The following is a 25,889-nucleotide window of genomic DNA, read 5'->3' on the forward strand; positions in this document are numbered from 1 at the left end:
GGCAAGTGCTCCTCGATATGTTTGCGCAAACATAAACAGTTTCAAACGGATACTCAACGCAGGAAAGCGCCCGCGACGGTGGCTTCTGGCACTGTTTATCACAAAGGCGTCAAACCGGAATAGATGCTCTTTCTATCAAAGACTTGCGGCTTTAGGTCTAGTCACGGCACAAGGCCTTTGCACGCCGACAACAAACGGAATTCCCTCGATGAAAGACCTCGCAAATCTGGGCAAGTTTCAGGACCCTGATGTCACCGCCAAGGGCGAGGCCCGCGCGCGTGTGGCTCTCTCAAACCCCGAGACGCTGTGGTTCAACACCGGCACCCTGTGCAACATCGCCTGCACAAACTGCTATATCGAAAGCTCGCCCACGAACGATGCGCTGGTGTACATCACGGCTGACGAGGTGTCGGACTACCTTGACCAGCTTGAGGCGCGCCAGTGGAACGTGCGCGAAATCGCGTTTACCGGCGGCGAGCCCTTTATGAACCCCGCATTCCTCGACATGCTCGGGCGTAGCCTTGTGCGCGGCTATGACGTGCTGGTTTTGACCAATGCCATGGCCCCGATGATGCGCCCAAAGATCAAGGAGGGGTTGACCGAACTGGTCGCGACATATGGTGACAAGCTGACCTTCCGCATCAGCGTCGATCACCATGCCGCCCACATTCACGACGCCGAACGCGGTGTCGGCACGTTTGAAAAGACGCTTGCGGGCATCAACTGGCTGTCCTCCATCGGGGCGCGGCTGGCCGTGGCGGGGCGCATTGAAATGGCCGAAAGCGAGGGCGAGGCGCGTGATGGATATGCCGCCCTCTATGCCGCACATGGCTGGAACATCGACGCGTTCAATCCGGGCGCAACCGTTCTGTTTCCCGAGATGGACGCACAGGTCGAAGTGCCTGAAATTACAACGCAATGCTGGTCGATCCTGAACAAACACCCCGAGGCGGTCATGTGCTCGTCCTCACGCATGGTGGTCAAACGCAAAGGGGCGGTCGCACCTGCGGTTCTGGCCTGCACGCTGCTGCCCTATGATCCGCAATTCGAACTGGGTACAACCCTGCAAGAGGCAGAGCGTGACGTGGCGCTGAACCACCCTCACTGCGCCAAATTCTGTGTGCTGGGCGGGGCGTCCTGCTCGGCCTGATCGCGGCCCGTTTCAGCAAACGGCCTTTGGAATGTCGTGCGCCGCAGGGCGCGCCTTCGGATCGCGGCGACCTGGATCCACCAACAGGCATTGCACCTCATATGCTGTATCTGCTAGGGTGAACCGCAAGATATAGACCCCACATATAAACGGGCTGCCCCACGTGAACGACACGCCACAACCCCCTGAAAATGATGATGAAATACTGCCCGAACGCCCCGAATATACGGGGCCCACGGTTTCCATCGAGCATGAGATGCGCACGTCCTATCTGGACTATGCGATGTCCGTCATCGTCAGCCGTGCCATTCCGGACCTGCGCGACGGTCTGAAACCGGTGCATCGGCGCATTCTTTATGCCATGCACGAGACGGGGAACACACACGACAAATCCTACCGCAAGTCGGCCCGCCCCGTGGGTGACGTGATGGGGAAATACCACCCCCATGGCGACTCTGCGATCTATGACGCGCTGGTGCGCATGGCGCAGGATTTCTCGATGTCGCTGCCGCTGCTCGACGGTCAGGGCAACTTTGGTTCCATGGACGGCGATAACCCTGCCGCCATGCGCTATACCGAGGTGCGCATGGATAAGCCTGCCGCCTTCGTGCTGGCCGATATCGACAAGGACACCGTCGATTTTCAGGACAATTACGACGGCAAAGATCGCGAACCCACCGTCCTGCCCGCCCGTTTTCCGAACATGCTGGTCAATGGCGCAGGCGGCATCGCGGTCGGCATGGCCACCAACATCCCGCCCCATAACTTAGGCGAAGTGGTCGATGCCTGCCTTGCCCTGATCGAAGACCCGGACCTGAGCAGTGAGCAACTGATTGATTACGTGCCCGGCCCCGACTTTCCCACAGGTGGCATCATGTTGGGCCGCACAGGCGCGCGCAAAGCCTATCTTGAGGGGCGCGGCTCGGTCATTGTGCGCTCAAAAACACGGGTCGAGGAGATTAGGAAAGACCGCTACGCCATTGTTATTGATGAGATTCCCTATCAGGTGAACAAGGCCACCATGATCGAGCGGATCGCCGAAGCGGCCCGCGACAAAAAGATTGACGGCATCGCCCATGTGCAGGACGAATCCGACCGCAACGGCGTGCGCGTGGTGGTCGAACTCAAGCGTGATGCGACCGCCGAAGTGGTGCTGAACCAACTTTTCCGTTTCACGCCGATGCAGGTCTATTTCGGCTGCAACATGCTGGCCCTGAATGGTGGGCGCCCCGAACAACTGACACTGCGCCGTTTTCTCACCAGTTTCATAGACTTCCGCGAGGAAGTTGTTGCACGCCGCACCGCGTTCGAGTTGCGCAAAGCCCGTGAGCGCAGCCATATCCTCTGCGGTCTGGCGGTTGCGGTCACCAATATCGACGAGGTGGTGGCCACCATCCGTCAATCCGCCGACGCCGCCGAGGCGCGCAGCCGTCTGATGGAACGCCGCTGGCCCGCGGAATCGATCCTGCCCTATATCGCGCTGATCGACGATCCGACCCACACCGCGAACGAGGACGGCACCTATAACCTGTCCGAGACCCAGGCCCGCGCGATCCTCGAACTGCGCCTGCAACGCCTGACCCAGATCGGGGTCAAGGAAGTCACTGACGAACTTGAAGAGCTGGCAGGTAAGATCAAGGAATACCTCGAAATTCTGGGCTCGCGTGAACGCATTATGGGCATTATCGCCGCCGAGCTGACCGAGACGCGTGAGCTTTTCGCCGTCCCCCGCCGCACCGAGATCGTCGACTGGTCTGGCGACATGGAAGACGAGGACCTGATCGAGCGCGAGGACATGGTCGTGACCGTCACCTCGGGCGGCTACATCAAGCGGACTCCGTTGGCTGATTTCCGCAGCCAAAAACGCGGCGGCAAAGGTGTGTCCGGCATGCAGACCAAGGAAGAGGACGTGATCACCACCCTCTTCGTGGCCAATACCCACACCCAACTGCTGTTCTTCACCACCGACGGGATGGTCTACAAGCTCAAGACGTGGCGCTTGCCGCAAGGCGGTCGCACCTCCAAAGGCAAGGCGATCATCAACATTCTGCCGATCCCCCAAGGGGTCAGCATCGCCGCCATCATGCCGGTGGACCGCGACGAAAAGGAATGGGATGACTTGCAGGTGGTCTTTGCGACCTCGGCAGGCACGGTGCGGCGCAACAAGCTGTCGGACTTCACCAACGTCATGCGCAATGGCAAGATCGCGATGAAGTTCGAGGACGAGCACGCCAACACCACCCTGATCAATGCCCGTATCGCCAGCCACGATGATGACGTGATGCTGGTCACAAATTCGGGCCGCGCGATCCGCTTCCCGGCAACGGATGTACGTGTGTTCAACTCGCGCAGCTCGGTTGGGGTGCGCGGGATCAAGCTGAACGGGGCCGACAAGGTCGTGTCCATGTCGATCATCCGCCACTTTGACGCCACCAGCGACGAACGGGCCGCGTATCTGAAAATGCGCAGGGCTGTCGCAGGCTTGGCCGACGATGTTGATGTATCGGATGAAGAGGAAACCGACGCCAACGCTACCATCGACCAGACCCGCTATGCCGAGATGTCGGCGTCCGAAAACCTGATCCTGACGATCACGGCCAAGGGCGCAGGCAAGCTGTCATCGAGCCACGACTACCCTGTGCGCGGACGCGGCGGGCTTGGCGTCACGGCAATGGACAAGGCAATGCGCGGCGGTCAGATCGTCGCCTCCTTCCCGGTCGAGATGGATGACCAGATCATGCTTGCCACCTCCAAGGGGCAGTCAATCCGGGTGCCCATCGAGGGCATCAGCTTCCGCTCGCGCAGCGCGGGTGGGGTCAAGGTATTCGACACCGGGAAGAACGAAGAGGTCGTGAGCGTCGCCTGGATCGCGGATCAGGGCGACGAAGAGGACGCGGCCGAGGGCTGATTACTCCCAACCGATAATCGCCTGGCGCACGGGCACCGGAAAGTACATCAAATCCACCGGGTCCGCGCTCACGATCCTTTTGCACTGAGGCGTCGCGCGTGCTTCGTCCAGCATCGCGGCCACTCTCTCCTCATCATAGGACGGACCCGCCGGGCACAAGTGTTGCACCCGGTCGTCTTTCGGGCAGATGGCCTGGCGCAGCAGGTAGGCGCGCAAGGTCGGGCACAACACGTGGCTCGCATAATTGATCTCGCCGATCTGATCCCACGTCTCTTGCAGGTCTTCGTGATCGCGGAAGGCGTAGAATTCGGCCTGCCCCTCTTTGTGTCCCAGATACATATCCAACATGATGCTGGGCCTGTCGGCGTAAGCGATCGCGTTCTCAAAAGCGGCCTCGACCTCGAAGATGTAGCGATTGTCATCCGCATAACTCATCTGGATGGCATAGTCCGCACAAGCCGAACCCGCCAATGGGGTCAGGATCAGACGGCGGCCCATAAATTCCAACAGTTGCAGTTGCCTGCCGAGTTCCCGCGCCCGCTCTTCTGCAAGGTCGCGCACTTCCGGTTTCTTGTCCACGACGCGCACGCCGACATTCGAGTCATGCACAACCTCGAAATCGGGCTGAAAGGCGACGCCTTGGACGATATGCATCAGCTTGGCATTGTAGGGATCCTTCTCCAGAAACACCTCGGCCTCGGCCAGATGCGCCTTCTTGAACCGCCGCGTGATTGCGTGGCGGCTGTGCACGTGGCTGATCTTTTGCGAAAACCGTCCGGCGATGTCGAACATCTGCATGAACTGGTACACGTCGCCGTCAAATGTCAGCAGCGTCTCTTCGAGCCAGTCCACTTGTGCGGTCGTCAGCCGCGCCGCTGGATAGGCGTTCACCAAGGCATGGGCCCGCGCGATGACCAGTGTCAGGTCATCCGGGTCGTAACCGGGCCTGACCGCGTAATCGACCCCATACCCTGTACCATAATAAGCCTGTGTATAGATTTCGCATTTGGCGGTGATATCGTGTTTGACCAAAGGCCCGTATATCTTGCACAGCGCCGAGAGGACCTCGTCTCCGCGCCGCCCGAGCAATGGCATGGCGCGCAGCAACGATCCCCAATTCGGATCGCGCATCATCACGGTATGCAGTTCCTGCGCCGGATCTCCGATGCGGGGATCATGGGGGAACATGCGCAGGACCGCATCCGATACCGGGATCAGTGTCGGTTTGACCGCCCGTGCGCGCAGGGCGTGATCCACGGCGGCATTGCGCATCGTAATCAGCCGGTCCGCCTCACCTTGGTTGTCGAGCTATTCGATCTGATAGGCCTCGTGCCAGATGCTCCAGGCGCGCGCGATCTGGGCATTCGCGTTGTCAGGAGCACGCTCGGCCCAATTGCGCACAAAACGTGCGGTCTGTGGGTGCGTCCGTGACAGGGTGATAAACAGATCGCGGATGCCATCGGCGCTGAGCGTGCCTTGACCGACGGCCTCGTGCGCCTCGTTCAGAAACGCATCCACACTGGCCCGATCAAGGTGTCATGGTCAAAATCTTCGGCCACCGCAGGCGTCACCGCCAATACCAGCCCTATGATCAGCGCGCGCAGCATATCCCGCCCCTTTCACAACCTCAGATTGGATCAGGGGTACGCGGTGGATATATGCTTGGCAGGGTGAAACCGCGCCGAAATTGTGACGGTCAGAGCCCGTAGATGTCGCCAAACTTCGCCTCAAGATAGGCCAGCAGCGGCGCAGGCCCCGGTGCCATTCCGCTGGCCCGCTCGATCACCTCACGCGGCGCATAAAGTCCGCCATGGGTCTGAAGACTATCGCGCAACCAGCCTGTCGCCGCCGAGGTGTTCCCCTGCCCCAACTGCGCGTCGAGATTGGGCAGCGCCGCCCGCATCGCCTCGTTCAGGCAACCCGCATAGACATTGCCAAGCGAGTATGTCGGGAAATATCCGAACAGCCCCACGGACCAGTGCACATCCTGCAACACCCCGTTCGAGGGTTTGTCGACCGCGTATCCGAAATCCGCCTTGAACCGGTCATTCCAGGCCGCCTCGAGATCACCGACCTGCAAGTCGCCCGTCATCAGCGCGCGTTCCAGATCAAAGCGCAGCAGCACATGCAGATTATACTGCACCTCATCCGCTTCGGTGCGGATATAGCCGTCGCTGACCCGGTTGACCGTGGCATAGAACGCGTCCTCACCGTCGATCCCGAAATCGCCGAACGCATCACGCATCTGCCCATAAAGCCAGCCGGTAAACGCCCGGCTGCGCCCGATCTGGTTCTCGTAGATGCGGCTTTGGCTTTCGTGCACGCCCATCGACACGCCGGCCCCAAGCGGGGTCAGCAGATAGGCCGCATCGATGTTCTGTTCATAGCAGGCATGCCCGACCTCGTGGATCGTCGAATAAAAACAATTGAAGGGATCGGTCGGATTGGTGCGCGTGGTGATGCGCACATCAAGGCCCGAGCCGGACGAGAACGGATGCACCGCCTTGTCGATCCGCCCGTGATGGGTGTCATAGCCGAAGGTCTGGGCCAGCAGCGCGCTCAGTTTCAACTGCGCCGCTTCGTCAAATGTGCCGGACACAGTCTGGGGTGCGGGTTGATCCAGAATCGCAGCCCGCAAGGCGGTCAAGGCGGGGCGCAGCGCCCCGAACATCGCATCCAGATCCGCCGCCGTGGTGCCCGGTTCGTAATCGGCGAGCATGGCATCGTAGATGTCGCCCCCCGCCGCCAGCGCAGACCCTTCTTGGCGCTTGAGGTCCACGACCTCTGCCAGCACAGGCAGGAAAGCGGCCACATCATCAGCGGCCCGCGCCTCGGCCCATTTCCCTTGGGCGGTCGAGGTGACCCGCGCCAGCGTCGCGGCCAGATCGGCAGGCACCTTCATGGCGCGCTCAAAGCTGCGTTTGATCTCGCGCACATTGGCCGCCCCCACCGGGTCAAGGGCGCTGACGTCAATCGCCGCCAACCACTCGCCCACACGCGGATCGGTGCGGCGGGCTTGCAGCACACCCTCCATCGCCGCCATCTCTTCGGCGCGTTGGGGCGCGGCCCCGCGCGGCATGATCGTTTCCTGATCCCAGCCCAGGCGACCCGCAACTTGGGACAAGGCTTGGGTATCATGGCTGAAGGCCATCAAATCGTCATAGGCGGTCATCTCAGACACTCCCCCGGATGGATGTGGATATGGGATAGGCGGCCAGAAACCGTGCGCGCAGGATCAGCGCCCACAGGATCACGGCGAGGAACTGGTGCACAATCGCGATCTGCCATGGTGCGCCATAAAGGACGGTCACAATGCCCACTGCAATCTGCACCGCCATCGCCGCCATCACCGCGTTGAAGGCAAACCGCGTGCGCGCATGGGCCGACCTGCGCCCGCGCAGCCAGACAACCACGGCGAAGGCAAGCAGCAGATAGCCAGACACCCGGTGCACGAATTGCACGAGGCCCGGGCTTTCGAACAGGTTGCGCCACCACGGCTCGAACACGAAGGCGGTCGCCGGGAACACTTGCCCGCCCATCAGCGGCCAGTCGGTATAGGTGCGGCCCGCATCGATGCCTGCCACCAGCGCCCCGATCAGGATTTGCAGGAAGGCAAAGTGCATGAGGCCGGTCGACATCCCGAACAGCTTGGTCTCGCGGCTTCGACGGGCCTGCATCAACTCCCGCTCGCTCCGGCCCATGTGATAGATGTACCAGGCGATGAACCCCAGAATGACAAAGGCGAGGCCCAGATGCGTTGCAAGGCGGTAGCTTGCCACATCCACAACGCTTTGCCCGGAGGTCACGCCGCTGGACACCATCCACCAGCCAATCGCGCCTTGTAGCCCACCAAGCAGCCCGATCCCGAGCAGTGGCCATGTCCAGCCCATTGGGATCTGGCGGCGCAGCAGGAACCAGAAGAACCCGATGGCCCAGACCACGCCGACCACCCGGCCCAGTTGGCGGTGACCCCATTCCCACCAATAGATGACCTTGAAATCCGAAAGTTCCATCCACGCGTTTTGCAGGCGGAACTCGTCAATGGCCTGATATTTTGCGAACTCGCTGGCCCAGTCGGCACCATTGAGCGGCGGGATCGCCCCGGTAAAGGGACGCCATTCGGTGATCGACAACCCGCTGTCGGTCAGCCGGGTCAGCCCGCCCACCGCGATCATCGCCACCACCAGCGTGAACAGCATCCACAGCCACACCCGGATCGCGCCGCGCGCGCCACCCCGGCCGGCGTCGATCACCCCGGCCTGGGCCACCGGTTTTTGGGCGCTGTCCACCTCTTCGAAAATGCTGCGGTTCTTTGCCATGCGTGCCTCGTCGTCTGTGTCGCCGGGCAACCTAGGCCCGCGCATCACATAGGTCCAGCATCAGCGGCGTGTTGCCCAACGGACCATCTGACGCAGCATACCGTGCAGGGTCTGCACATCGGCGCGGGTCAGCGGCATCCGGCTCCACATGTTGCGCAGGTTCAGGCGCATGGACTCCGACTTATGCTCGGGAAAGAAGAAACCCGCCGCCTCCAGCCGATCCTCGAAATGGCGCGACAGATGGTGGATTTCATCCTGCGTGGCCCACTGCCCACCCGCCAGTTCCGTCGTCTGCGCGGTGACCTCGCCCGACACCCGCATCCACTCATAGCCCACCAGCAGCACGCATTGCGCAAGGTTGAGCGATGGAAACTCCGGGTTCACAGGCACCGAAATCAGCGCATTGGCCTGCGCGATGTCCTCGTTTTCGAGCCCTGCGCGTTCGGGGCCGAACATCACCGCCACATGACCCCCCGCCGCGATCCGCGCCGCGGCGTCGCGCATGGCGGCCTCGGGACTGAACACATCCTTGGTCAAATCACGCTGACGGGCCGTGGTGGCATAAACATAAGTGCAATCAGCCAGCGCCCCGGCCAGATCATCATGCACTGTTGCCCCGTCCAGCACGCGGCCTGCGCCGCTGGCCAATGCCACAGCGGCCTGATTGGGCCAGCCATCGCGCGGGTCCACGATACGCATCCGGTCCACGCCAAAGTTCAGCATCGCGCGCGCGGCCATGCCGATATTCTCACCCATCTGGGGCCGTGTCAGAACAAATGTCGGTGTCATGGGCGGCGTCTACCCCATCCAATCCACAAACGCCAATCCCTTCATTGTTCTGAAAAATATGCCCGCCGGAGGCATAAAAGTTGTCTTTCTCTCCCAACATCCGCTAGAGCCACGACCAACACAAAGGATGCGCCATGACCGAGACCGAGCAGCCCCCCGAACAACCCCAACTCTATCTGCTGAGCCCGCCAATGATCGAGCTGTCGCGCTTTCCCGATCAGTTGGCGCGGGTGCTGGACGCCCACGCCATCGCCTGCATCCGGCTGACCCTTGCAAGCCGGGATGAAGACACCATCGCGCGCGCTGCTGATGCCTGCCGCGAAGTCGCCCATGCGCGCGACGTGGCGATCGTGGTGACCGATCACGTCAGCCTTGCCGAACGGCTTGGCCTTGATGGCGTGCACCTGATGGACGCGGCCAAATCGGTGCGCGACGCGCGTAAACTGCTGGGGCCGGATGCCATCGTGGGCAGCAATTGCGGCATCTCCCGCCATGCGGGCATGTCGGCGGGCGAAGCGGGTGCCGACTATATCTCGTTCGGCCCCATAAGCGGCATCGCGGATGAGGCCACAGCCAGTGACGATCTGCTCCAATGGTGGTCCGAGATGATCGAAGTGCCTTGTGTGGCCGAAGGGGGGCTGACGGCGGAAAGCATCGCCCGTCTTGCCCCCATGACCGACTTTTTCGGGATCGGAGAGGAAATCTGGACCGCAGACGATCCCGCCGCGGCCCTGACCACCCTGACAGTGGCGCTAAAGTAGCGTCCGCTCGATCACCCAGTACATCGCAATAACCGCAATGATCAGCGACCCCGTGACCGACCATGCGCGGAACATGACGGGGTATTCGGCCACCAATTCCTGCACGCCCTCGAACTTGGCGCGCGCGGCCGCCTGACAACCCAGCCACAGGGCAATCGCGGCCATCGCGATGACCGTCAACTGCCCCAGTTCAACGCCGACGTTGAACCCGATCAGGGCGGGAATGAACTGCGCCTCGGGCAGACCGAACTCGCCCAACACCGATGCAAAACCCAATCCGTGCAGCAGCCCAAAGCCGAACACGATCAACGTGCGCCCCTTGTTCAACCCGCGGGCAAAGATATTCTCGATGGCGACATAGACAATCGAGGCCGCAATCAGCGGCTCGACGATGCTGCCGGGCACGTTGACCAGACCCAAAGCCCCAAGGGCGAGCGTCACGGTGTGCGCCAGGGTGAAGGCACTGACCTGCCACAAGAGCGGCCCCAACTGCGTGGACAGAAAGAACAGCCCCAAGACAAACAGGATGTGGTCAAGGCCCTTGGGCAGGATGTGGTCAAAACCGACAGGGATGTAACCTGCGAACGTGGCCCATCCACCGGCCTCGCCCCCACCTGCAACCGCAATCGGTCCACTGGCGTCACCGCCCGAGATCAGCCCGGTGAAGGGGTCGGTCACCCCCTGCTGGCGCAGCACCAAAGCACCCGCACCCTCTGGCCAGGCCACTTGCACTGTGTTCGCGCTTGCCGCCGCAGCTGACAGGGTCACCGTCGAAATGCGGGGCAATTCAAGGTCGGGCACCACAGGCACCGCAGCCGCCTGCAAAGTGAGCGGCACGGGCGCGCCATCGACGCTGACCAAAGGCAGCGCATTCCATGTGGCCACCAGATCGTCCAGACGTGCGGCGACCTCTTCCGTGCTCAGCGCCCGCAGGTCGTCATAGGCCGCCGCATTGTCGGCATTGTCTGTATCCTCGATCACATCCAGATCAATGCCCGACAGTTGGGCCTCGATGTTGACTTGCATCTCGATGCTGACCGCACCATCCGCCACCGTGATATCCGCAATCGCGGGCACAACTTCGTGTGCCAGCCCCGCCCCCGCCCAAAGCATGAGCCAGATGCTTGACATCGCCGCCCAAAGCCGCAGCTTGTGGAATTGAATGAAAGAGGTGTTTTCCATGACCCTGTCCCGTTTTGTCCTGACGCTGTGGTGCGTGATTTGCGCAAGTGTTGCAACCGCTCATGAGTTCTGGATTGAAGCGCAGGCATATCAAATCCCCTCGGGGGGTGAAATTGTGGCAGATCTGAATAACGGACAGGAATTTGTGGGCACGTCCCTGTCCTACTTCCCGGACAACTTCACCCGCTTTGATGTGGTGGTGGGCGACACGGCCCGCCCCGTTGAAGGACGACTGGGCGACCGCCCCGCGCTGAATGCACCTGCCCCGCCCGATGGGCTGGCGGTGGTGGTGCATGAAACAACCCCGTCCTTTGTCACCTACATGGAATGGGCCAAATTCCAGAAATTCGCCGATCACAAGGATTTCACAAACATCAAGGTACGCCATGCCGATAACGGCTTTCCCGAGCCGCCATTCAAGGAACGTTACACCCGCCACGCCAAAGCCCTGATCGGTGTTGGCGAGGCGCTTGGCGCGGACCGCGCACTTGGCCTCAAGACCGAATTCGTCGCGATCACCAACCCCTATGCGGACGACTTTGACGGCACCATGCAGGTGCAGGTTCTCTATCAGGGCGATCCGCGCGCTGACGCACAGGTCGAGGTGTTTGCCCGCGCGCCTGATGAGACGGTTGCCATCACGCTGCACCGCACGGACGAGGCCGGCATCGCGCGCATCCCCGTCACTCCCGGATATGACTATCTGTTCGATACGGTTGTGATCGAACCGATCTCTGACAGCGGGGATGCGGTGTGGGACACGTTCTGGGCCGCGCTCACCTTTGGGGTTCCGGCCCCCTAACGTCTTGACCCTAAGCCTTGCACCTTGGGCCGTGCCCGGTCACAACAAGCCCATGAACACCAGACCTGACATTTTGTGTATCGGATCGGTCCTGTGGGACGTGATCGGGCGATCCTCGCGGGCGATGCGGCAAGGCTCGGACGTGCCGGGGCACATCACACGCCTACCCGGCGGGGTTGCGATGAACATCGCGATGACGCTGGCGCGCTTTGGGCTCACCCCCGCGCTGCTGAGCGCCATCGGGCGCGACGCAGAAGGGGACGAACTGATCGCCGCCTGTGCGGCGCGCGGTCTGATCACCGACACCGTCTACCGCTCCGAAGACCTGCCGACGGATCGTTACATGGCCGTCGAAGGGGCCAACGGGCTGATCGCCGCCATTGCAGATGCGCATTCGCTGGAAAACGCGGGGGCCAAGATCCTGCGCCCGCTTGTCGATGGCACGTTGGCAACCACGGACGCCCCTTATCGCGGCCTCGCCGCACTCGACGGCAACCTCACCCTTGAGTTGCTGCGCGAGATTGCAACCAGCCCGGTGCTGGCACAGGCCGATTTGCGCGTCGCCCCCGCCTCGCCCGGCAAGGCCGAGCGGCTCGCCCCGTTTCTGAACGAAAGCCGCGGGACGCTCTATGTGAACCTCGAAGAGGCCGGATTGCTGTGCCAGCGCAGTTTTGACAGCGCGCCGGACGCCGCCCATGGGTTGATCGAGCGCGGTGCGGCCCGGGTTCTGGTCACCGATGGGGGCGATATGGCCGCCGAGGGGACCAAGGACGGGCTGATCACCCAGACCCCGCCACAGGTGCTGGTCACGCGCGTCACGGGCGCGGGTGACACATTCATGGCGGCCCATATCGCCGCTGAAGGGCGCGGGGCAGACCGCGAAACGGCCCTGTCCGACGCCCTGACCGCCGCTGCAATCTATGTTTCAGGAAAGACCCCCGGATGAGCCTGTTTACCCCCTCCCCCTCTGTTGCCGCGGCCCTTGAGGCCGGTACCCCTGTCGTGGCCCTCGAAAGCACGATCATCACCCATGGGATGCCCTATCCGCAAAACCTTGAGGTCGCACGCCAGGTCGAAGCAGATATCCGGGCTGCGGGTGCAGAGCCTGCCACGATGGCCGTGATCAAAGGCACGCTGCATGTGGGGCTGACCGATGACCAGCTTGAGGCGCTGGCCAAAGCGCGCAATGTCGCCAAGCTCAGCCGGGCGGACATGGCTGCCTGCATGGCAAGCGGTGGCACGGGGGCCACGACGGTGGCCGCGACCATGATCACCGCACATCTGGCGGGTATCAAAGTCTTTGCCACAGGTGGCATTGGCGGCGTGCACAAAGGGGCCGAGGGGTCGTTTGACATTTCTGCCGACCTGATGGAACTGGCCCAGACACCGGTGACGGTGGTGGCTGCGGGGGCCAAGGCAATCCTCGACATCCCCAAAACGCTTGAGGTGCTGGAAACCCAAGGGGTGCCGGTCATTGCCTATGGTCAGGACCACATGCCCGCCTTCTGGTCGCGCAGTGCCGGGATCAAGGCCCCGCTGCGCATGGATGATCCTGCCAGCATTGCGGCCGCCCATGTGCAGCGCGCCGCCCTTGGCATTCCGGGGGGTCAGCTTGTGGCCAACCCCATTCCGGTCGAGGCAGAAATCGCGCGCGATGTGCTTGCCCCTATCATTGCAACCGCCACCATGGATGCCCAGACCCACGGGATCACCGGCAAGGGCGTCACCCCCTACCTGCTACAACGCATCTTCGAGCTGACCGAGGGCACCTCGCTTACGGCCAACATCGCGCTGGTGCGCAACAACGCCCGGCTGGCCGCCGAAATCGCGACGCATTTGAGCCATCAGGGTCCGCGCACCTGACTTCCATGCGCAGTCCCCATCGCAAGCCCCCATCGCAAGCCCCCATCACAAGCCATTGTAGAGGCTTGCCCGTTGGCCTACCTATCCCCCAGAGTTTAACGCGGAATCTGTATGAACACCCCCTTTGACCCAGAACCACGCCGTCCCAGCCTGTTTTCGCGGCTGCGCGCGTCTTTCCTGACCGGGTTGGTGGTCATCGCGCCCGTGGGGCTGACCATCTGGCTGATCTGGACGGTGATTGGCTGGATTGACGGCTTTGTCTGGCCGCTGGTGCCCGGTGTATGGCAGCCCGACGCCCTTGTGAACTATTGGCTGGGCAATCCGCGCTTTGTCGAGGTCAACGGCGTGCGCATCGAGAACCCCGACTGGATTCACGTCAATGTGCGCGGTGTGGGTGTGATCGTCTTTCTGACGTTCACGATCTTTATCGGGTGGATCGCCAAGGGTTATATTGGCCGCTCACTCATCCGCTATGCCGAAAGTCTGGTGGAACGCACGCCCGTCGTCCGCTCCATCTATTCCGGGATCAAGCAGATTTCAGAGACGGTGTTCGCCCAATCCGAACGATCTTTCGAAAAGGCGTGCCTGATCGAATATCCGCGGCAGGGGATCTGGGCCATCGGCTTTGTCTCGACCACCGCCAAGGGTGAAGTGAGCGCGCGCGCAGGCAGCAGTGGAAATTTGCTGAGCATCTTTGTGCCCACAACGCCCAACCCGACCTCCGGCTTTTTGCTGTTTTTTCCCGCCGAAGACGTGATCGAGCTGGATATGAGCGTGGAGGACGCGGCGAAACTGGTGATTTCGGCAGGGCTGGTTTACCCCAATGGCAAGGATCCAACGACGCCGCCCCAGTGACCTTGGTGCGGGTGCTGCCGACGGTTTTTGCACCTGAGAAGAGATGGGCCTACGCCTAAAGCGCTGTCCACCTCCCATCGACACTGATCATTTTTTCCCGTGATCTGATCCGCCGCGCGTGAGCACAGAAAAACGACCGTTCCACCCATTTGCCCAGTTGTCGCGAATTCCTTGGAGGGTTGGCGTTCAGCATGACGTTCTGGGTTACGTCCTCGCGGCTCATGTCATATTCGCGCATCGTATCGGGGATCTGCTTTTCAACGATGGGCGTCAGCACATAGCCCGGACAGAGCGCGTTGGCGGTGATCGGCTCTTTGGCTGTTTCAAGTGCTGTGGTCTTGGTCAGCACCACATCCGCACCCGACCGCGCCAATTCCCGCGCCATGCCAAGATCGATGCCCGAATTGGAACCTGTGATGACAGCCGTCTTACCGCTGAGTGAAATCTCAAAGGCCCTGGCGCGCCCCCTTTTGCTGCTGTTGGGCGCAGCATGTAATGGGCAGGGCGTGAGCGGAATGGCGGGGCGATCTGCGTTGCCATGAGGCCAAAAAAAACGCCAGCACGAAGCTGGCGTTAAGTTATTGAGGCAGGTTTCATACAGGCAAGAAACCTATCGAGCAGTGCCCTTGTTATACGCAAAGCCGCGCAAAGAGTCCAAGCTAAAAGTTTGATAATGCGTAAAGGTCCGCGCATCGCTATTGTTAACAAAACAAGGGCAGACAGGGATTGTTGACGAAATGGCACTGGATTTTTTCCACTTTGAGCGGGTCAAGAAATACACTCGGAGCGCGATTCTGGCCGGGCTGATTGCCACCCCCGGACACATACTAGCAGAGCCAAGCCATGGCATAGCTATGTATGGCGCGCCGCTGCTACCACCGGATTTTGTATCTCTTCCCCATGCGAATCGCGATGCCCCCAAGGGCGGGTCGATCACGCTTGCCAACACCGGCAGCTTTGATTCGCTCAATCCCTACATCCAGAAGGGCAACGTGCCGTGGCAGTTGCGTTTCTTAACGCATGAAAGCCTGATGGGCCGGAACCGGGGCGAGCCGTTCGCGCTTTATGGCCTGCTGGCCGAATCGATTGAGACGGACGAGGCCCGCAGTTGGGTCGAGTTTACGCTCCGCCCCGAGGCCAGATTCTCGGATGGCAGTCCGGTCACCGTCGAGGATGTGATCTGGTCCTACGAGACGCTCGGGACGCAAGGCCATGGTCGCTATCGCAGCCTGTGGGGGCAGATCGAAAGCCTTGAACAAACCGGCGAGCGTAAGGTGAAGTTCATCTTCAATACCGACAACCGCGAACTGGCCCTGCTGGCGGGCATGCGCCCGATCCTGCAAAAGGCGCAGTGGGAGGGCAAGGATTTCGCCGCCGCCACGATCAATGACATCCCCATCGGGTCGGGTGCCTATGTGGTCAGCGATTTCGAGGCGGCGCGCAGCGTCACTCTGACCCGCAACCCCGACTATTGGGGGGCCAACATCAATTTCATGCGCGGCACCTTCAATTTCGACGAAATCACCATCGACTTTTATGGGGACGGTGATGTGGTGTTCGAGGCGTTCAAGGCCGGTGACGTGTCGGCCATCCGCGAATTCAACGCCGAAACATGGGCCAGCCAATACAACTTTCCCCGCGCCCAGTCCGGGCAGGTGGTCAAAACCGAGATCGCGCACCAGAAACCCTCGGGCATCACCGGCTTTGTGATGAACACCCGCCGCGCGCCCTTTGACGACTGGCGTGTGCGCGAGGCGCTGATCACCGCCTTCAACTTTGAATACATCAACGACACGCTGACGGGGGGCGCGCAGCCGCGTATCACCTCCTATTTCTCGAACTCATCGCTCGCGATGGACCCCGGCCCCGCCAAGGGCCGCGTCGCCGAATTGCTTGCCCCTTTCAATGGCAACCTGTTGCCGGGCGTGATGGAGGGCTACGCCCTGCCCGAAAGCGACGGCACATTGCGCAACCGCGCGGGTCTGCGCCGCGCTCTGGCGCTGATGGAAGAGGCCGGATGGACCACCCAGAACGGCAAGCTGGCCGATGCGGACGGCAACCCGCTGACCTTCACCATTCTTCTTGATCAGCAACGCACCGAAGATCGTGCCATTGCAGACCTTTACACGCAGGCCCTTACCCAGATGGGGATCACCGTGGACACCGATCTGGTGGACGGGGCGCAATTTACCGCGCGCACCGCCGCCTTTGATTTTGACATGACCTATCATCGCCGTGCGATGTCGCTCAGCCCCGGCAACGAGCAATTCTTCTATTGGGGATCGGATGCTGCCGATCAGGAGGGCACGCCCAACCTGATGGGGGCGAAGGACCAGGCCATTGATGCGATGATCGAGACGATGCTGGCCGCAACCAGCCGCGAAGAGTCGATCGCCGCCACGCGCGCACTGGATCGGTTGCTGACGGCGGGGCGCTATGTGGTGCCCTTCTGGCAATTCACCACGGGCCGCATCGCGCATATCACGGAAATGAAGCATCCTGACGTTCTGCCCATCTATGGCGACGGGCCGGACTGGATGCCGCAATTCTGGTGGTATCAAGAGTAAGCGACCATGATCCACAAGCTGTGGGCCGAGGCGGTCGGTACCGCCTTGCTGCTGGTCGGCGTGGTCGGCTCGGGTATCATGGGCGCGGCATTGGCGGGTGGAAACATGGGCCTTGCGCTGCTCGCCAACGCGATTGCGACGGGCTGCGTGCTTTATGTCATAATCACTGTGCTGGGCCCGATTTCGGGGGCGCATTTCAACCCGGCCGTGACGCTGGCCTTCTGGCTCAGGGGTGAGATCACGATGCGGCCTGCGCTGTTATATGCGGCGGTGCAGGTTATCGGGGGCATCCTCGGGGTCTGGGCCACCCATGCGATGTTCGACCTGCCGATCCTGCAAACCTCCGAAACGCTGCACCGCACCGGCCCCGCGCAGTGGTGGTCGGAGGTGGTGGCGACATGGGGGCTTCTGTTCGTGATCTTTGGCGGGCTCAGATCACGCCCCGACGCGGTGCCCACCCTTGTCGCACTCTACATCACGGGCGCATACTGGTTCACGTCCTCCACCAGTTTTGCCAATCCCGCAGTGACCATCGCGCGCAGTCTTTCCGACACGTTCGCAGGCATTTACCCGGGCCATGTCTTTGGGTTCATTGCATTTCAATTTGTGGCTGTGGGCATTGCACATCTGACATTGGGCAAACTCCTTGGTGGCAAAGGTGGACCCGACCGGAATTCGACGTAGTGTTCGTCCAAACCTGAGGTTGCTGCATATCCGGAACCGTGCAGCCCAACACGCGCCTTGCCATGGGCCGGACCAAGGATCTGGCGGGGGACGACAATGACCTGAAGTGACCTGACCCGCGATTGGGCGGCAGGTGACCGCGCGCTTTGCACCGAATTTCCACATCTTGAGCTAAACGCGATGCCGTTTCTCAAAGCCGATCAGGATCGGTTCGAAAGCTATCAGGCCGCCACGCATGACGTGGCGCTGAAAGACACGCAACGCGCGTTTGATGCCTACCTTGATCGGGTGGCCGCCCTGCGAACCACCTGAACGGTTATGCCAGCGACGTGACCCACAGGATCAGCGCGTCCTCATCACTGGTCGAGACCACATTGTGCCCCATGGTCGCGTCATAATAGGCACTGTCGCCGCGCCGCATTTCCACGGGTTCGTAGAACTCGGTGAACAGGCGCACGACCCCCGTGAGAACGTATAGAAACTCTTCGCCGTCATGGCGGACCCAGCCATCAAATTCGTCCATCGACCGTGCGCGCACACGAGCGCGATAGGGTAACATCTGCTTTTTGGTGAGCGTTTCGGCCAGCAGCTCATGTTCATAAGTCACGGTGGCCTGTGCGTTGCCTTCGCCCGACTTGGTCACCGCCATGCGCCCGTTGATCTGCCCGCTCTCGGGCGGCGTAAAGAGTTGGGGCACCGAAATCTCAAGCCCCACAGCCAGCTTTTTCAACGCCTCATAGGTCGGCGACATCTGCCCGTTCTCGATCTTAGACAGGGTCGAGCGGGCAAGTCCCGCCTGCCCCGCCGCCTGTTCCAGTGTCCAGTCACGGGCCTTGCGCAATTCGCGCACCCGTGCGCCCAGATCAAGTGGTTCGGCCACGTCCTCATGGCCCGTGGCGCGGGCGATCTGGATCAGGGATTTGGGGTCTTTTCCTTGCATACCAACTCTATAGGACGCCGCCCGCAGGCTTGCAACGTCCGCCCCCGCGCACTAGCCCTATGGAATGAGCAGCCTTTACGACACGGGCCCTGCGGCCCCCTGCCCCGACCCGTTCAACATGGCCGCGCATGTGCTGACCCACGCGGATGCACTGGCCGATAAGGTGGCGGTGGCGGTGCTGCTGCCCGAGGAGGTGCAGTCGCTGACATATGGGGCGCTGAAAGCGGCTGTGCTTGGCACGGGGGCCGGGTTTCAGAGGGCTGGTTTCGCTCCGGGTGACAAGGTCCTGATGCGCCTTGGCAATACGGTCGACTTTCCCGTCGCGTATCTCAGCGCGCTGGCGGTCGGGCTGGTGCCGATCCCGACATCCGCCACCCTGACATCGCCCGAGGTCGCCACGATCATCGCGGATATGAACCCGCGCGTGGTGCTGCGCGACCCGCATGTGGCCTCGGCCCCCGGCCCACCCGAAATCGGCTTGGCCAGCCTGCGCGCCATGCGTCACCATCCGCCCGCCGCGTGGCATATGGGCGACCCGGATCGGCTTGGCTATGTGATTTACACCTCCGGCACCTCGGGCACCTCGCGCGCTGTGGGCCATGCGCACCGGGCCATCTGGGCGCGCCGAATGATGCACGAGGGGTGGTATGGGCTGACCCAATCGGACGTGATGATGCATGCAGGTGCCTTCAACTGGACCTACACGCTTGGGACCGGACTGATGGATCCGTGGTCTGTGGGGGCAACAGCACTGATCCCCGGCCCCGACACGACACCCGAAATGCTCGGCGGCTTGCTGGCCCGACACCGCGCCACGATCTTTGCCGCCGCCCCCGGCGTCTACCGTCAGATGCTGGCACGCAGCACCCTGCCCCTCATGCCCGCGCTGCGCCACGGGCTGAGCGCGGGGGAAAAGCTGCCGCCCACGACCCACACCGCATGGGCAGAGGCGACAGGCACACCGCTCTTTGAGGCCTATGGGATGTCGGAATGTTCGACCTTCGTCTCGGCCTCGCCCACCCATCCTGGCACGCCCGAGACCCTGGGGCGGCCGCAGCCGGGGCGGCGCGTGGCCATCGTGGATGACGCAGGCCCAGTGCCGCGCGACATGCCCGGCGTGATCGCCATACACCGCTCTGATCCGGGGCTGATGCTGGGTTATGTGGGCCAGCCGGATGAGACAGCAGCCAAGTTTCAGGGTGACTGGTTTCTGACCGGCGATATCGGCGAAATGGACCGCGAGGGGCAGATCACCTATCTGGGGCGCAACGACGATCTGATGAACGCGGGGGGCTACCGGGTGTCCCCGCTTGAGGTCGAGGCCGCACTGGCCGGCGCGCCCGGGCTTGGGGCAGTTGGCGTCACCCAGGTCGAGGTGAAACCCGGCACCCGCATCATCGCCGCCTTCTATACCGGCCCTCACCCACTGGACGAAGCGGACCTGCGCGCTTATGTGCAAGCCAAGCTGGCGCCCTACAAACACCCGCGCGCCTATGTTCATCTGCAATCCCTGCCCACAGGGGCCAATGGCAAATTGCTGCGCCGTCGCCTGCACCTGTTCTGGCCTCCAACGAAAGCAACCTGATATGGCTGATTCCATCAAACTCGACATCATGTCCGACCCAATCTGCCCATGGTGCTATATCGGCAAGGCGCATCTGGACCGGGCCTTGGCCGCCCATCCCGACCACCCTTTCGTGATCGAATGGCATCCATTCCAGCTGAACCCCGATATGGCGGCAGAAGGCATGGACCGGCGTGCCTATCTTGAGGGCAAGTTCGGCGGCAAGGAAGGTGCGGTGCGTGCCTATGCACCCGTTGTCGAACATGCTGAAAAGGCAGGGCTCAAGATCGACTTTGAAGGGATGAAGCGCACGCCCAACACGCTTAATGCCCACCGCCTGATCCACTGGGCCGGGATCGAGGGCAAACAGACCGCTGCCGTCTCGGCCCTGTTCAAGGCATATTTCGTCGATACCCGCGACATCGGGGATCACGAAGTGCTGGCCGATATCGCGGATAGCATCGAAATGGACGCGGCCGTTGTGTCCAGATTGCTCGGCTCGGACGCGGACCGGGCCGATATCGCTGCCCGCGACGCCCATAGCCGGCAGATGGGTGTGAATTCGGTGCCGACCTTCATCGTGGGTGGCAAACACGCGGTTCCCGGCGCACAGCCCCCCGAACTTTGGGCCAAGGTGATCGCTGATTTGCGAGAAACCGCCGACTGACCTCACGTAAAGCGCCTAAAATTTGACCAATCAGGCAAATTTCAACCTCTGATCGTTGCCAACCGGTGTATAGAGACCCAATGTGACGCCAACGCGCGTCGCCGCTTTCTTGCATCGAGGATGTCATTCGCCATGAACACCCCCCCCGGCCAAAGGGTTAGCAAGCCGGAATTCATTGCGCTGATGGCAATGATGTTTGCGACAATTGCGTTCTCCATCGACGCGATGCTGACGGCACTGCCAGCGATTGCGGCGGATATCGCGCCGGGTGGGGTCGAACAGGCCGCGCTTATTATGACGATGTTTCTGGTGGGCATGGGGCTCGGGACGTTCATCACGGGGCCGATTTCGGATGCGATCGGGCGCAAGCCGGTGGTCTATATCGGGCTTGCGATCTATGCGCTTGGGGCGGTGCTGGCGTGGATTGCGCCCACGCTTGAGCTGATGTTGGCGGCCCGCGTCCTGCAAGGGCTTGGGGCCGCGGGTCCGCGCGTCGTGTCGGCGGCCATCATCCGCGACCTTTACAGCGGGCGAGGCATGGCGAGCATTCTGTCCCTGACGATGATGGTGTTTTTGCTGGTGCCCGCCGCCGCGCCCCTGGTCGGATCGTGGATCGCCGGAGCCTTTGGATGGCGTGCCATTTTTCCGTCCTTTGTGCTGTTTGCGCTGATCATTCTGGTCTGGTTCGGCACCCGCATGTCCGAGACATTGCCCCCCGAAAACCGCCGCCCCATGCGCTTGCCCCTGATGGTGGATGCGGTGCGTCAGATGTTTGCGCATCCGACCGTGCGGCTGTCGATTTTCGTGCAAACACTGATGCTGATGATCCTGTTTTCGATCCTGACCATGGTGCAGCCCATCTTTGAGGTGACGTTTGATCGGGCCGAAAGTTTCCCGCTGTGGTTTGGCGCGGTAGCCCTGGCCTCGGGCGTGTCCAGCCTGCTGAACGCCGCCATTGTGGGCCGCTTTGGCATGCGCCGCCTTGTGACATGGGCGCTGGCGGCACAGGTGGTGATTTCAGGCGTGTTCGTGCTGTGGATGATAGCGGATATGCCGGGCCTGTTCGCATTCTACATCTTCTGGCAATGGGGTGTGATGTTTCAGGGTGGGCTTACGGTGGCCAATCTCAACGCCATCGCGATGGAGCCTATGGGCCATATCGCAGGCATGGCCGCATCCGTGATCGGCGCGGTCTCGACCGTGCTCGGGGCGGCGCTGGCATCCCCCGTTGGCATGCTCTTTGACGGCACACCCATGGCACTTGTGGCGACCGTCCTGACTGCTTGCATCCTTGCTTCGGTGATGATGCAGTACATGCGCCGGGCGGAAAAGGCCCTGATGGCCTAGGCTTTGGCCTTCTTCTTTTTCTTCTTGGCGTCGATCACCTTTTCAGCCAGATCGCGAGCGATGGCGAACCCGCCCTTGATCTTGTCCGCGTCCGATTTCCAGTCGCGGCGCACCACGATCTTGTTGTCCTTGACCTTGGCCAAGCCCCGCTGATCATTGATGAATTCGACCAAACCCTGGGGCGAGGCGAACTTGTCGTTGTGGAACTGGATCGTAGCCCCTTTCGGCCCTCCGTCCAGCTTGGCGATGCCCGCGCGCTTGCACATCGCCTTGATGCGCACGACCAGCATCAACGTGTTCACCTCCTTTGGCAGCGGGCCAAAGCGGTCGATCAACTCGGCGGCGAACCCTTCCAACTCCACCTTGGTGCCAAGACCCGACAGGCGCCGATAAAGCCCCAGACGCACATCCAGATCGGGCACATAGGCTTCGGGGATCAGCACGGGCACACCCAGATTGATCTGCGGGGCCCATTGCTCGTCACCCTCCATTATACCTTCGGTCTCACCCGACTTGATCTTGGCAATCGCCTCTTCGAGCATGGATTGATAAAGCTCAAAGCCCACGTCGCGCATCTGGCCCGACTGTTCCTCGCCCAAGAGGTTCCCGGCCCCGCGAATATCGAGGTCCTGCGAGGCCAGCGTGAACCCGGCCCCAAGCGTGTCGAGGCTGCCAAGCACGCGCAGCCGTTTTTCCGCCGTCGCCGTAAGTTTCGCGCGCGGTTTGGTGGTGAGGTAGGCATAGGCGCGTGTTTTCGAACGCCCCACCCGCCCCCGGATCTGATAGAGTTGTGCAAGCCCAAACATATCCGCGCGGTGCACAACCATTGTATTGGCGGTCGGAATGTCGAGGCCGGATTCCACAATCGTCGTGGCCAGCAGCACATCGAATTTGCCATCATAAAACGCGTTCATGCGATCATCGAGCTCGCCCGCCGCCATCTGCCCGTGGGCGACCACATAGGTCAGTTCGGGCAGCTGATCTTTCAGAAACTCCTCGATCTCGGGCAGGTCACTGACGCGCGGCACCACATAAAAGGACTGTCCGCCGCGATAATGTTCGCGCAGCAGCGCCTCGCGGATCGTCACCGCGTCGAACTCCGAAACATAGGTGCGGATTGCAAGGCGATCCACGGGCGGGGTGCCGATGATGCTGAGGTCACGCACGCCCGTCAGGCTCAGTTGCAGCGTGCGCGGGATCGGCGTGGCCGTCAGGGTCAGAACATGCACATCGCTGCGCATCTGCTTGAGCCGCTCCTTGTGCGTCACCCCAAATTTCTGTTCTTCATCAATGACCAACAGGCCGAGGTTCATAAACCGCACACCCTTTGCCAGCAGCGCGTGGGTGCCGATCACGATGTCGGCGGTACCGCGCGACATGGCCTCGCGGGTGGCGCTGGCATCCTTGGCACTGACAAAGCGGCTGAGTTGGCGCACCTCGATGGGAAAGCCACGGAAGCGTTCGGCAAAGCTTTTGTAATGTTGCCGTGCAAGCAAGGTCGTGGGCGCAATCACCGCCACCTGTACACCCGACATGGCCGCAACGAAGGCGGCGCGCATCGCCACCTCGGTCTTGCCAAAGCCCACATCGCCGCAAATCAGCCGATCCATCGGCGCGCCGCTGGTCAGATCGTCGATCACTGCGCCGATGGCCGCCAACTGATCATCCGTCTCCTGATAGGGAAAGCGGGCCGAAAACGCATCCCACATGCCCGGTGGCGGCTCCAGCACAGGCGCTTTGCGCAAGGCGCGCTCAGCTGCGATGCGGATCAGTCGATCCGCCATCTCGCGAATACGCTCTTTCAGGCGCGCCTTCTTGGCCTGCCATGCGCCCCCGCCCAACTTGTCGAGCAACCCTTCCTCGTGCCCGTATTTGGACAGCAGTTCGATGTTCTCGACCGGCAGGTACAGCTTTGATCTTTCTGCATATTCCAGCAGCAGACATTCGTGGGCAGCGCCAGCGGCGGTCACCACCTCCATCCCCTGATAGCGCCCGATCCCGTGGTCCACATGCACCACCAGATCGCCGGGCGTGAGGCTTTGTGTCTCGGTCAGGAAATTCTCAGCCCGCCGTTTGCGCCCCGGACGGCGGATCAAGCGATCGCCCAGCACATCCTGTTCGGAAATAACGGTAAGACCCGGTGCCTCAAACCCATGTTCCAGCGCCCAGACAGCCAGATGCAGGCCCCGTTTGCCGATGCGGGTGGCGTCGGTAATGGGCACAGCTTCGGCCACGCCCTCGTCTTCGATCAGTCCCGTCAAACGCTCGCGTGCACCATCCGAATAGCTGGCAATGACCACGGGGCCATCTTGAAGTTTCGCTTTAATATGGGATGCCAGTGCACCGAAAAGGCTTATGTTTTCTTGTTGGCGCTCGGGCGCAAAATTACGCCCGATCCGCCCGCCTGCATCCGTCACACCAGGGCCGGTCGCTTGCACAAGCTGGCCGAATTGCAAGACCCGGGCCTCGGCCATCACCGTCTCCCAGGCTGCGTCATCCAGATAAAGCCCACCGGGCGGCGCAGGTTTGTAAACCGAGTCCATTTTGGAGCGGTTCGCCATCGCCAGGCGCCGTGTCTCGTACTGATCCTCAATGCTCTCCCAGCGGGCCAGCCGGGACGGGGTCACCTGTTCGTCCAGCGAAATCGTGGCCCCCGGCAGGTAGTCAAACAGCGTGTCGAGATGGTCGTGAAAGAACGCCATCCAATGTTCGGCCCCTTGCGCCTTGCGCCCGGCACTGACCGCTTCATAAAGCGGATCGTCAGTGCCCGCAGCCCCGAATTCCAGCCGGTAATTCTGGCGAAAGCGGGTGATGGCGGCATCGTCCAGAATGACCTCGGATACCGGGGCCAGTTCGATCATGTCCAGCTTTTCGGTCGTGCGCTGCGTGGCGGGATCGAACCGGCGTGCGCCGTCCAGCACATCGCCAAACAGATCAAGGCGCACAGGCCCCAGATCGCCGGGCGGATAGATGTCGATGATGCCGCCGCGAATGGCATAGTCCCCCGGCTCCATCACGGTCGGGCTTTGCACAAAGCCCATACGCACTAAAAACGCACGCAAGGCCTCCTCATCCACGCGGTTGCCCACGGTTGCGGTAAAGGTGGCCTCGGCCAACAGCCCGCGCGCGGGCACCCGCTGCGTCGCGGCATTAAGCGTGGTGAGAAGGATGAATTGTTCTGGCATCCCATGCACCAGCGCGGCGAGCGTTGCCATACGCTGCGCCGAAATATCGGCATTGGGTGACACCCGGTCGTAAGGCAGGCAATCCCAGCCCGGAAACACCAGCACCGGCATGTCAGGCGCAAAGAAGCGCAAGGCCGCCCGCATCGCCGCAAGCCGCTTGTCGTCGCGCGCCACATGCACAACGGGGCCGCGCGCAGCGACCTCTTCGAGGATCAGTCTGGCATCAAACCCCTCGGGCGCGCCGGATACGGTGACATGGTTCATGGACTAACGCCTACGGGGGAAACAGGACGCTTCAATTGGGGC

The 25,889-nt window shown here is 61.8% G+C and carries 21 protein-coding genes and 1 pseudogene; 13 read left to right on the top strand and 9 right to left on the bottom strand.

Features of this window, described 5'->3' with window-relative positions; translation table 11 throughout:
* Positions 1–208: 208 nt before the first annotated feature.
* Together Q0859_RS04850 and gyrA are read left to right on the top strand one after the other, a co-directional pair.
* Positions 209–1,150, top strand: a complete 942-nt coding sequence (locus Q0859_RS04850; RefSeq protein WP_299148141.1) for a radical SAM protein — start codon at positions 209–211, stop codon at positions 1,148–1,150.
* Between the two features lie 163 nt (positions 1,151–1,313).
* Entirely contained in the window at positions 1,314–4,058 is a 2,745-nt protein-coding gene (gene gyrA, locus Q0859_RS04855; RefSeq protein ID WP_299148143.1) for a DNA gyrase subunit A, read from the top strand.
* Here gyrA and Q0859_RS04860 read toward each other — a convergent pair whose 3' ends face one another.
* The 5 genes from Q0859_RS04860 to Q0859_RS04880 all read right to left on the bottom strand — a co-directional run bounded on the left by Q0859_RS04860 (position 4,059) and on the right by Q0859_RS04880 (position 9,166).
* Positions 4,059–5,330: a hypothetical protein gene (locus Q0859_RS04860; protein WP_299148145.1), complete on the bottom strand. Its 1,272-nt coding sequence runs from the start codon at positions 5,328–5,330 to the stop codon at positions 4,059–4,061.
* A 36-nt stretch (positions 5,331–5,366) separates the two neighbouring features.
* Positions 5,367–5,576: a hypothetical protein gene (locus tag Q0859_RS04865; protein ID WP_299148147.1), complete on the bottom strand. Its 210-nt coding sequence runs from the start codon at positions 5,574–5,576 to the stop codon at positions 5,367–5,369.
* Positions 5,577–5,754: 178 nt separating this feature from the next.
* Entirely contained in the window at positions 5,755–7,230 is a 1,476-nt protein-coding gene (locus Q0859_RS04870) for a carboxypeptidase M32 (RefSeq protein ID WP_299148149.1), read from the bottom strand.
* Position 7,231: 1 nt separating this feature from the next.
* Entirely contained in the window at positions 7,232–8,377 is a 1,146-nt protein-coding gene (gene ctaA, locus Q0859_RS04875) for a heme A synthase (protein ID WP_299148151.1), read from the bottom strand.
* A 60-nt stretch (positions 8,378–8,437) separates the two neighbouring features.
* Positions 8,438–9,166, bottom strand: coding sequence for an RNA methyltransferase (locus tag Q0859_RS04880; protein ID WP_299148153.1), 729 nt, complete (start codon positions 9,164–9,166; stop codon positions 8,438–8,440).
* 134 nt (positions 9,167–9,300) lie between these two features.
* Here Q0859_RS04880 and Q0859_RS04885 point away from each other — a divergent pair, with 134 nt between their 5' ends.
* Positions 9,301–9,927 (top strand): thiamine phosphate synthase, encoded by a 627-nt coding sequence (locus Q0859_RS04885; protein ID WP_299148155.1) that lies wholly within the window; start codon positions 9,301–9,303, stop codon positions 9,925–9,927.
* On the opposite strand, the gene Q0859_RS04890 is transcribed toward Q0859_RS04885, so the two are convergent.
* Positions 9,919–11,109, bottom strand: coding sequence for a HupE/UreJ family protein (locus Q0859_RS04890; RefSeq protein WP_299148156.1), 1,191 nt, complete (start codon positions 11,107–11,109; stop codon positions 9,919–9,921). The genes Q0859_RS04885 and Q0859_RS04890 overlap by 9 nt on opposite strands.
* Between Q0859_RS04890 and Q0859_RS04895 the strand changes: the two genes are divergently transcribed.
* From Q0859_RS04895 to Q0859_RS04910, 4 genes are all read left to right on the top strand, one after another.
* Positions 11,090–11,911 (top strand): DUF4198 domain-containing protein, encoded by an 822-nt coding sequence (locus Q0859_RS04895; RefSeq protein WP_299148158.1) that lies wholly within the window; start codon positions 11,090–11,092, stop codon positions 11,909–11,911. The genes Q0859_RS04890 and Q0859_RS04895 overlap by 20 nt on opposite strands.
* Before the next feature lie 52 nt (positions 11,912–11,963).
* A complete protein-coding gene (locus tag Q0859_RS04900; protein WP_299148160.1) occupies positions 11,964–12,857 on the top strand; it encodes a PfkB family carbohydrate kinase in 894 nt (297 codons plus the stop codon).
* A complete protein-coding gene (locus Q0859_RS04905; RefSeq protein WP_299148163.1) occupies positions 12,854–13,774 on the top strand; it encodes a pseudouridine-5'-phosphate glycosidase in 921 nt (306 codons plus the stop codon). The genes Q0859_RS04900 and Q0859_RS04905 overlap by 4 nt, the downstream gene beginning before the upstream one ends.
* 111 nt (positions 13,775–13,885) lie before the next feature.
* On the top strand, positions 13,886–14,629 hold the full coding sequence (locus Q0859_RS04910; protein WP_299148165.1) for a DUF502 domain-containing protein: 744 nt from the start codon (positions 13,886–13,888) through the stop codon (positions 14,627–14,629).
* Between the two features lie 55 nt (positions 14,630–14,684).
* Here Q0859_RS04910 and Q0859_RS04915 read toward each other — a convergent pair.
* Positions 14,685–15,074: pseudogene (locus Q0859_RS04915) on the bottom strand (SDR family oxidoreductase).
* A gap of 409 nt (positions 15,075–15,483) precedes the next feature.
* Here Q0859_RS04915 and Q0859_RS04920 point away from each other — a divergent pair.
* The 3 genes from Q0859_RS04920 (at position 15,484) to Q0859_RS04930 (ending at position 18,192) form a co-directional block, all read left to right on the top strand.
* Complete coding sequence (locus Q0859_RS04920; RefSeq protein ID WP_299148919.1) at positions 15,484–17,196, top strand: extracellular solute-binding protein; 1,713 nt, start codon at positions 15,484–15,486, stop codon at positions 17,194–17,196.
* 6 nt (positions 17,197–17,202) lie between these two features.
* On the top strand, positions 17,203–17,880 hold the full coding sequence (locus Q0859_RS04925) for an MIP/aquaporin family protein (RefSeq protein WP_299148167.1): 678 nt from the start codon (positions 17,203–17,205) through the stop codon (positions 17,878–17,880).
* A gap of 180 nt (positions 17,881–18,060) precedes the next feature.
* Positions 18,061–18,192, top strand: coding sequence for a hypothetical protein (locus Q0859_RS04930; RefSeq protein WP_299148169.1), 132 nt, complete (start codon positions 18,061–18,063; stop codon positions 18,190–18,192).
* A 4-nt stretch (positions 18,193–18,196) separates the two neighbouring features.
* Here Q0859_RS04930 and Q0859_RS04935 read toward each other — a convergent pair whose 3' ends face one another.
* Positions 18,197–18,820 carry an XRE family transcriptional regulator gene (locus tag Q0859_RS04935; protein ID WP_299148171.1) on the bottom strand — a complete coding sequence of 208 codons (624 nt, stop codon included), beginning with the start codon at positions 18,818–18,820 and terminating at the stop codon, positions 18,197–18,199.
* Between the two features lie 64 nt (positions 18,821–18,884).
* Between Q0859_RS04935 and Q0859_RS04940 the strand changes: the two genes are divergently transcribed.
* The 3 genes from Q0859_RS04940 to Q0859_RS04950 all read left to right on the top strand — a co-directional run bounded on the left by Q0859_RS04940 (position 18,885) and on the right by Q0859_RS04950 (position 22,398).
* Entirely contained in the window at positions 18,885–20,405 is a 1,521-nt protein-coding gene (locus Q0859_RS04940; protein ID WP_299148173.1) for a class I adenylate-forming enzyme family protein, read from the top strand.
* Position 20,406: 1 nt separating this feature from the next.
* Positions 20,407–21,051 (top strand): DsbA family oxidoreductase, encoded by a 645-nt coding sequence (locus tag Q0859_RS04945; protein ID WP_299148175.1) that lies wholly within the window; start codon positions 20,407–20,409, stop codon positions 21,049–21,051.
* Positions 21,052–21,120: 69 nt separating this feature from the next.
* Complete coding sequence (locus Q0859_RS04950) at positions 21,121–22,398, top strand: multidrug effflux MFS transporter (RefSeq protein ID WP_299148921.1); 1,278 nt, start codon at positions 21,121–21,123, stop codon at positions 22,396–22,398.
* On the opposite strand, the gene mfd is transcribed toward Q0859_RS04950, so the two are convergent.
* A complete protein-coding gene (gene mfd, locus Q0859_RS04955; RefSeq protein WP_299148177.1) occupies positions 22,395–25,847 on the bottom strand; it encodes a transcription-repair coupling factor in 3,453 nt (1,150 codons plus the stop codon). The genes Q0859_RS04950 and mfd overlap by 4 nt on opposite strands.
* Positions 25,848–25,889 lie beyond the last annotated feature (42 nt).

Source organism: uncultured Tateyamaria sp. (assembly GCF_947497045.1).
In the GTDB taxonomy this organism is placed as follows: domain Bacteria; phylum Pseudomonadota; class Alphaproteobacteria; order Rhodobacterales; family Rhodobacteraceae; genus Tateyamaria.

What these genes read in the sequence shown, in the direction of transcription:
- Q0859_RS04860 (WP_299148145.1), bottom strand. Translation starts at nt 5,330, where the DNA reads ATGCGCAATGCCGCCGTGGATCACGCCCTGCGCGCACGGGCGGTCAAA.
- Q0859_RS04895 (WP_299148158.1), top strand. Translation starts at nt 11,090, where the DNA reads ATGAAAGAGGTGTTTTCCATGACCCTGTCCCGTTTTGTCCTGACGCTG.
- Q0859_RS04890 (WP_299148156.1), bottom strand. Translation starts at nt 11,109, where the DNA reads ATGGAAAACACCTCTTTCATTCAATTCCACAAGCTGCGGCTTTGGGCG.
- Q0859_RS04945 (WP_299148175.1), top strand. Translation starts at nt 20,407, where the DNA reads ATGGCTGATTCCATCAAACTCGACATCATGTCCGACCCAATCTGCCCA.
- Q0859_RS04905 (WP_299148163.1), top strand. Translation starts at nt 12,854, where the DNA reads ATGAGCCTGTTTACCCCCTCCCCCTCTGTTGCCGCGGCCCTTGAGGCC.
- Q0859_RS04880 (WP_299148153.1), bottom strand. Translation starts at nt 9,166, where the DNA reads ATGACACCGACATTTGTTCTGACACGGCCCCAGATGGGTGAGAATATC.
- Q0859_RS04930 (WP_299148169.1), top strand. Translation starts at nt 18,061, where the DNA reads ATGCCGTTTCTCAAAGCCGATCAGGATCGGTTCGAAAGCTATCAGGCC.
- Q0859_RS04900 (WP_299148160.1), top strand. Translation starts at nt 11,964, where the DNA reads ATGAACACCAGACCTGACATTTTGTGTATCGGATCGGTCCTGTGGGAC.
- ctaA (WP_299148151.1), bottom strand. Translation starts at nt 8,377, where the DNA reads ATGGCAAAGAACCGCAGCATTTTCGAAGAGGTGGACAGCGCCCAAAAA.
- Q0859_RS04925 (WP_299148167.1), top strand. Translation starts at nt 17,203, where the DNA reads ATGATCCACAAGCTGTGGGCCGAGGCGGTCGGTACCGCCTTGCTGCTG.
- Q0859_RS04910 (WP_299148165.1), top strand. Translation starts at nt 13,886, where the DNA reads ATGAACACCCCCTTTGACCCAGAACCACGCCGTCCCAGCCTGTTTTCG.
- Q0859_RS04850 (WP_299148141.1), top strand. Translation starts at nt 209, where the DNA reads ATGAAAGACCTCGCAAATCTGGGCAAGTTTCAGGACCCTGATGTCACC.
- Q0859_RS04870 (WP_299148149.1), bottom strand. Translation starts at nt 7,230, where the DNA reads ATGACCGCCTATGACGATTTGATGGCCTTCAGCCATGATACCCAAGCC.
- Q0859_RS04940 (WP_299148173.1), top strand. Translation starts at nt 18,885, where the DNA reads ATGAGCAGCCTTTACGACACGGGCCCTGCGGCCCCCTGCCCCGACCCG.
- Q0859_RS04935 (WP_299148171.1), bottom strand. Translation starts at nt 18,820, where the DNA reads ATGCAAGGAAAAGACCCCAAATCCCTGATCCAGATCGCCCGCGCCACG.
- Q0859_RS04920 (WP_299148919.1), top strand. Translation starts at nt 15,484, where the DNA reads ATGTATGGCGCGCCGCTGCTACCACCGGATTTTGTATCTCTTCCCCAT.
- mfd (WP_299148177.1), bottom strand. Translation starts at nt 25,847, where the DNA reads ATGAACCATGTCACCGTATCCGGCGCGCCCGAGGGGTTTGATGCCAGA.
- Q0859_RS04885 (WP_299148155.1), top strand. Translation starts at nt 9,301, where the DNA reads ATGACCGAGACCGAGCAGCCCCCCGAACAACCCCAACTCTATCTGCTG.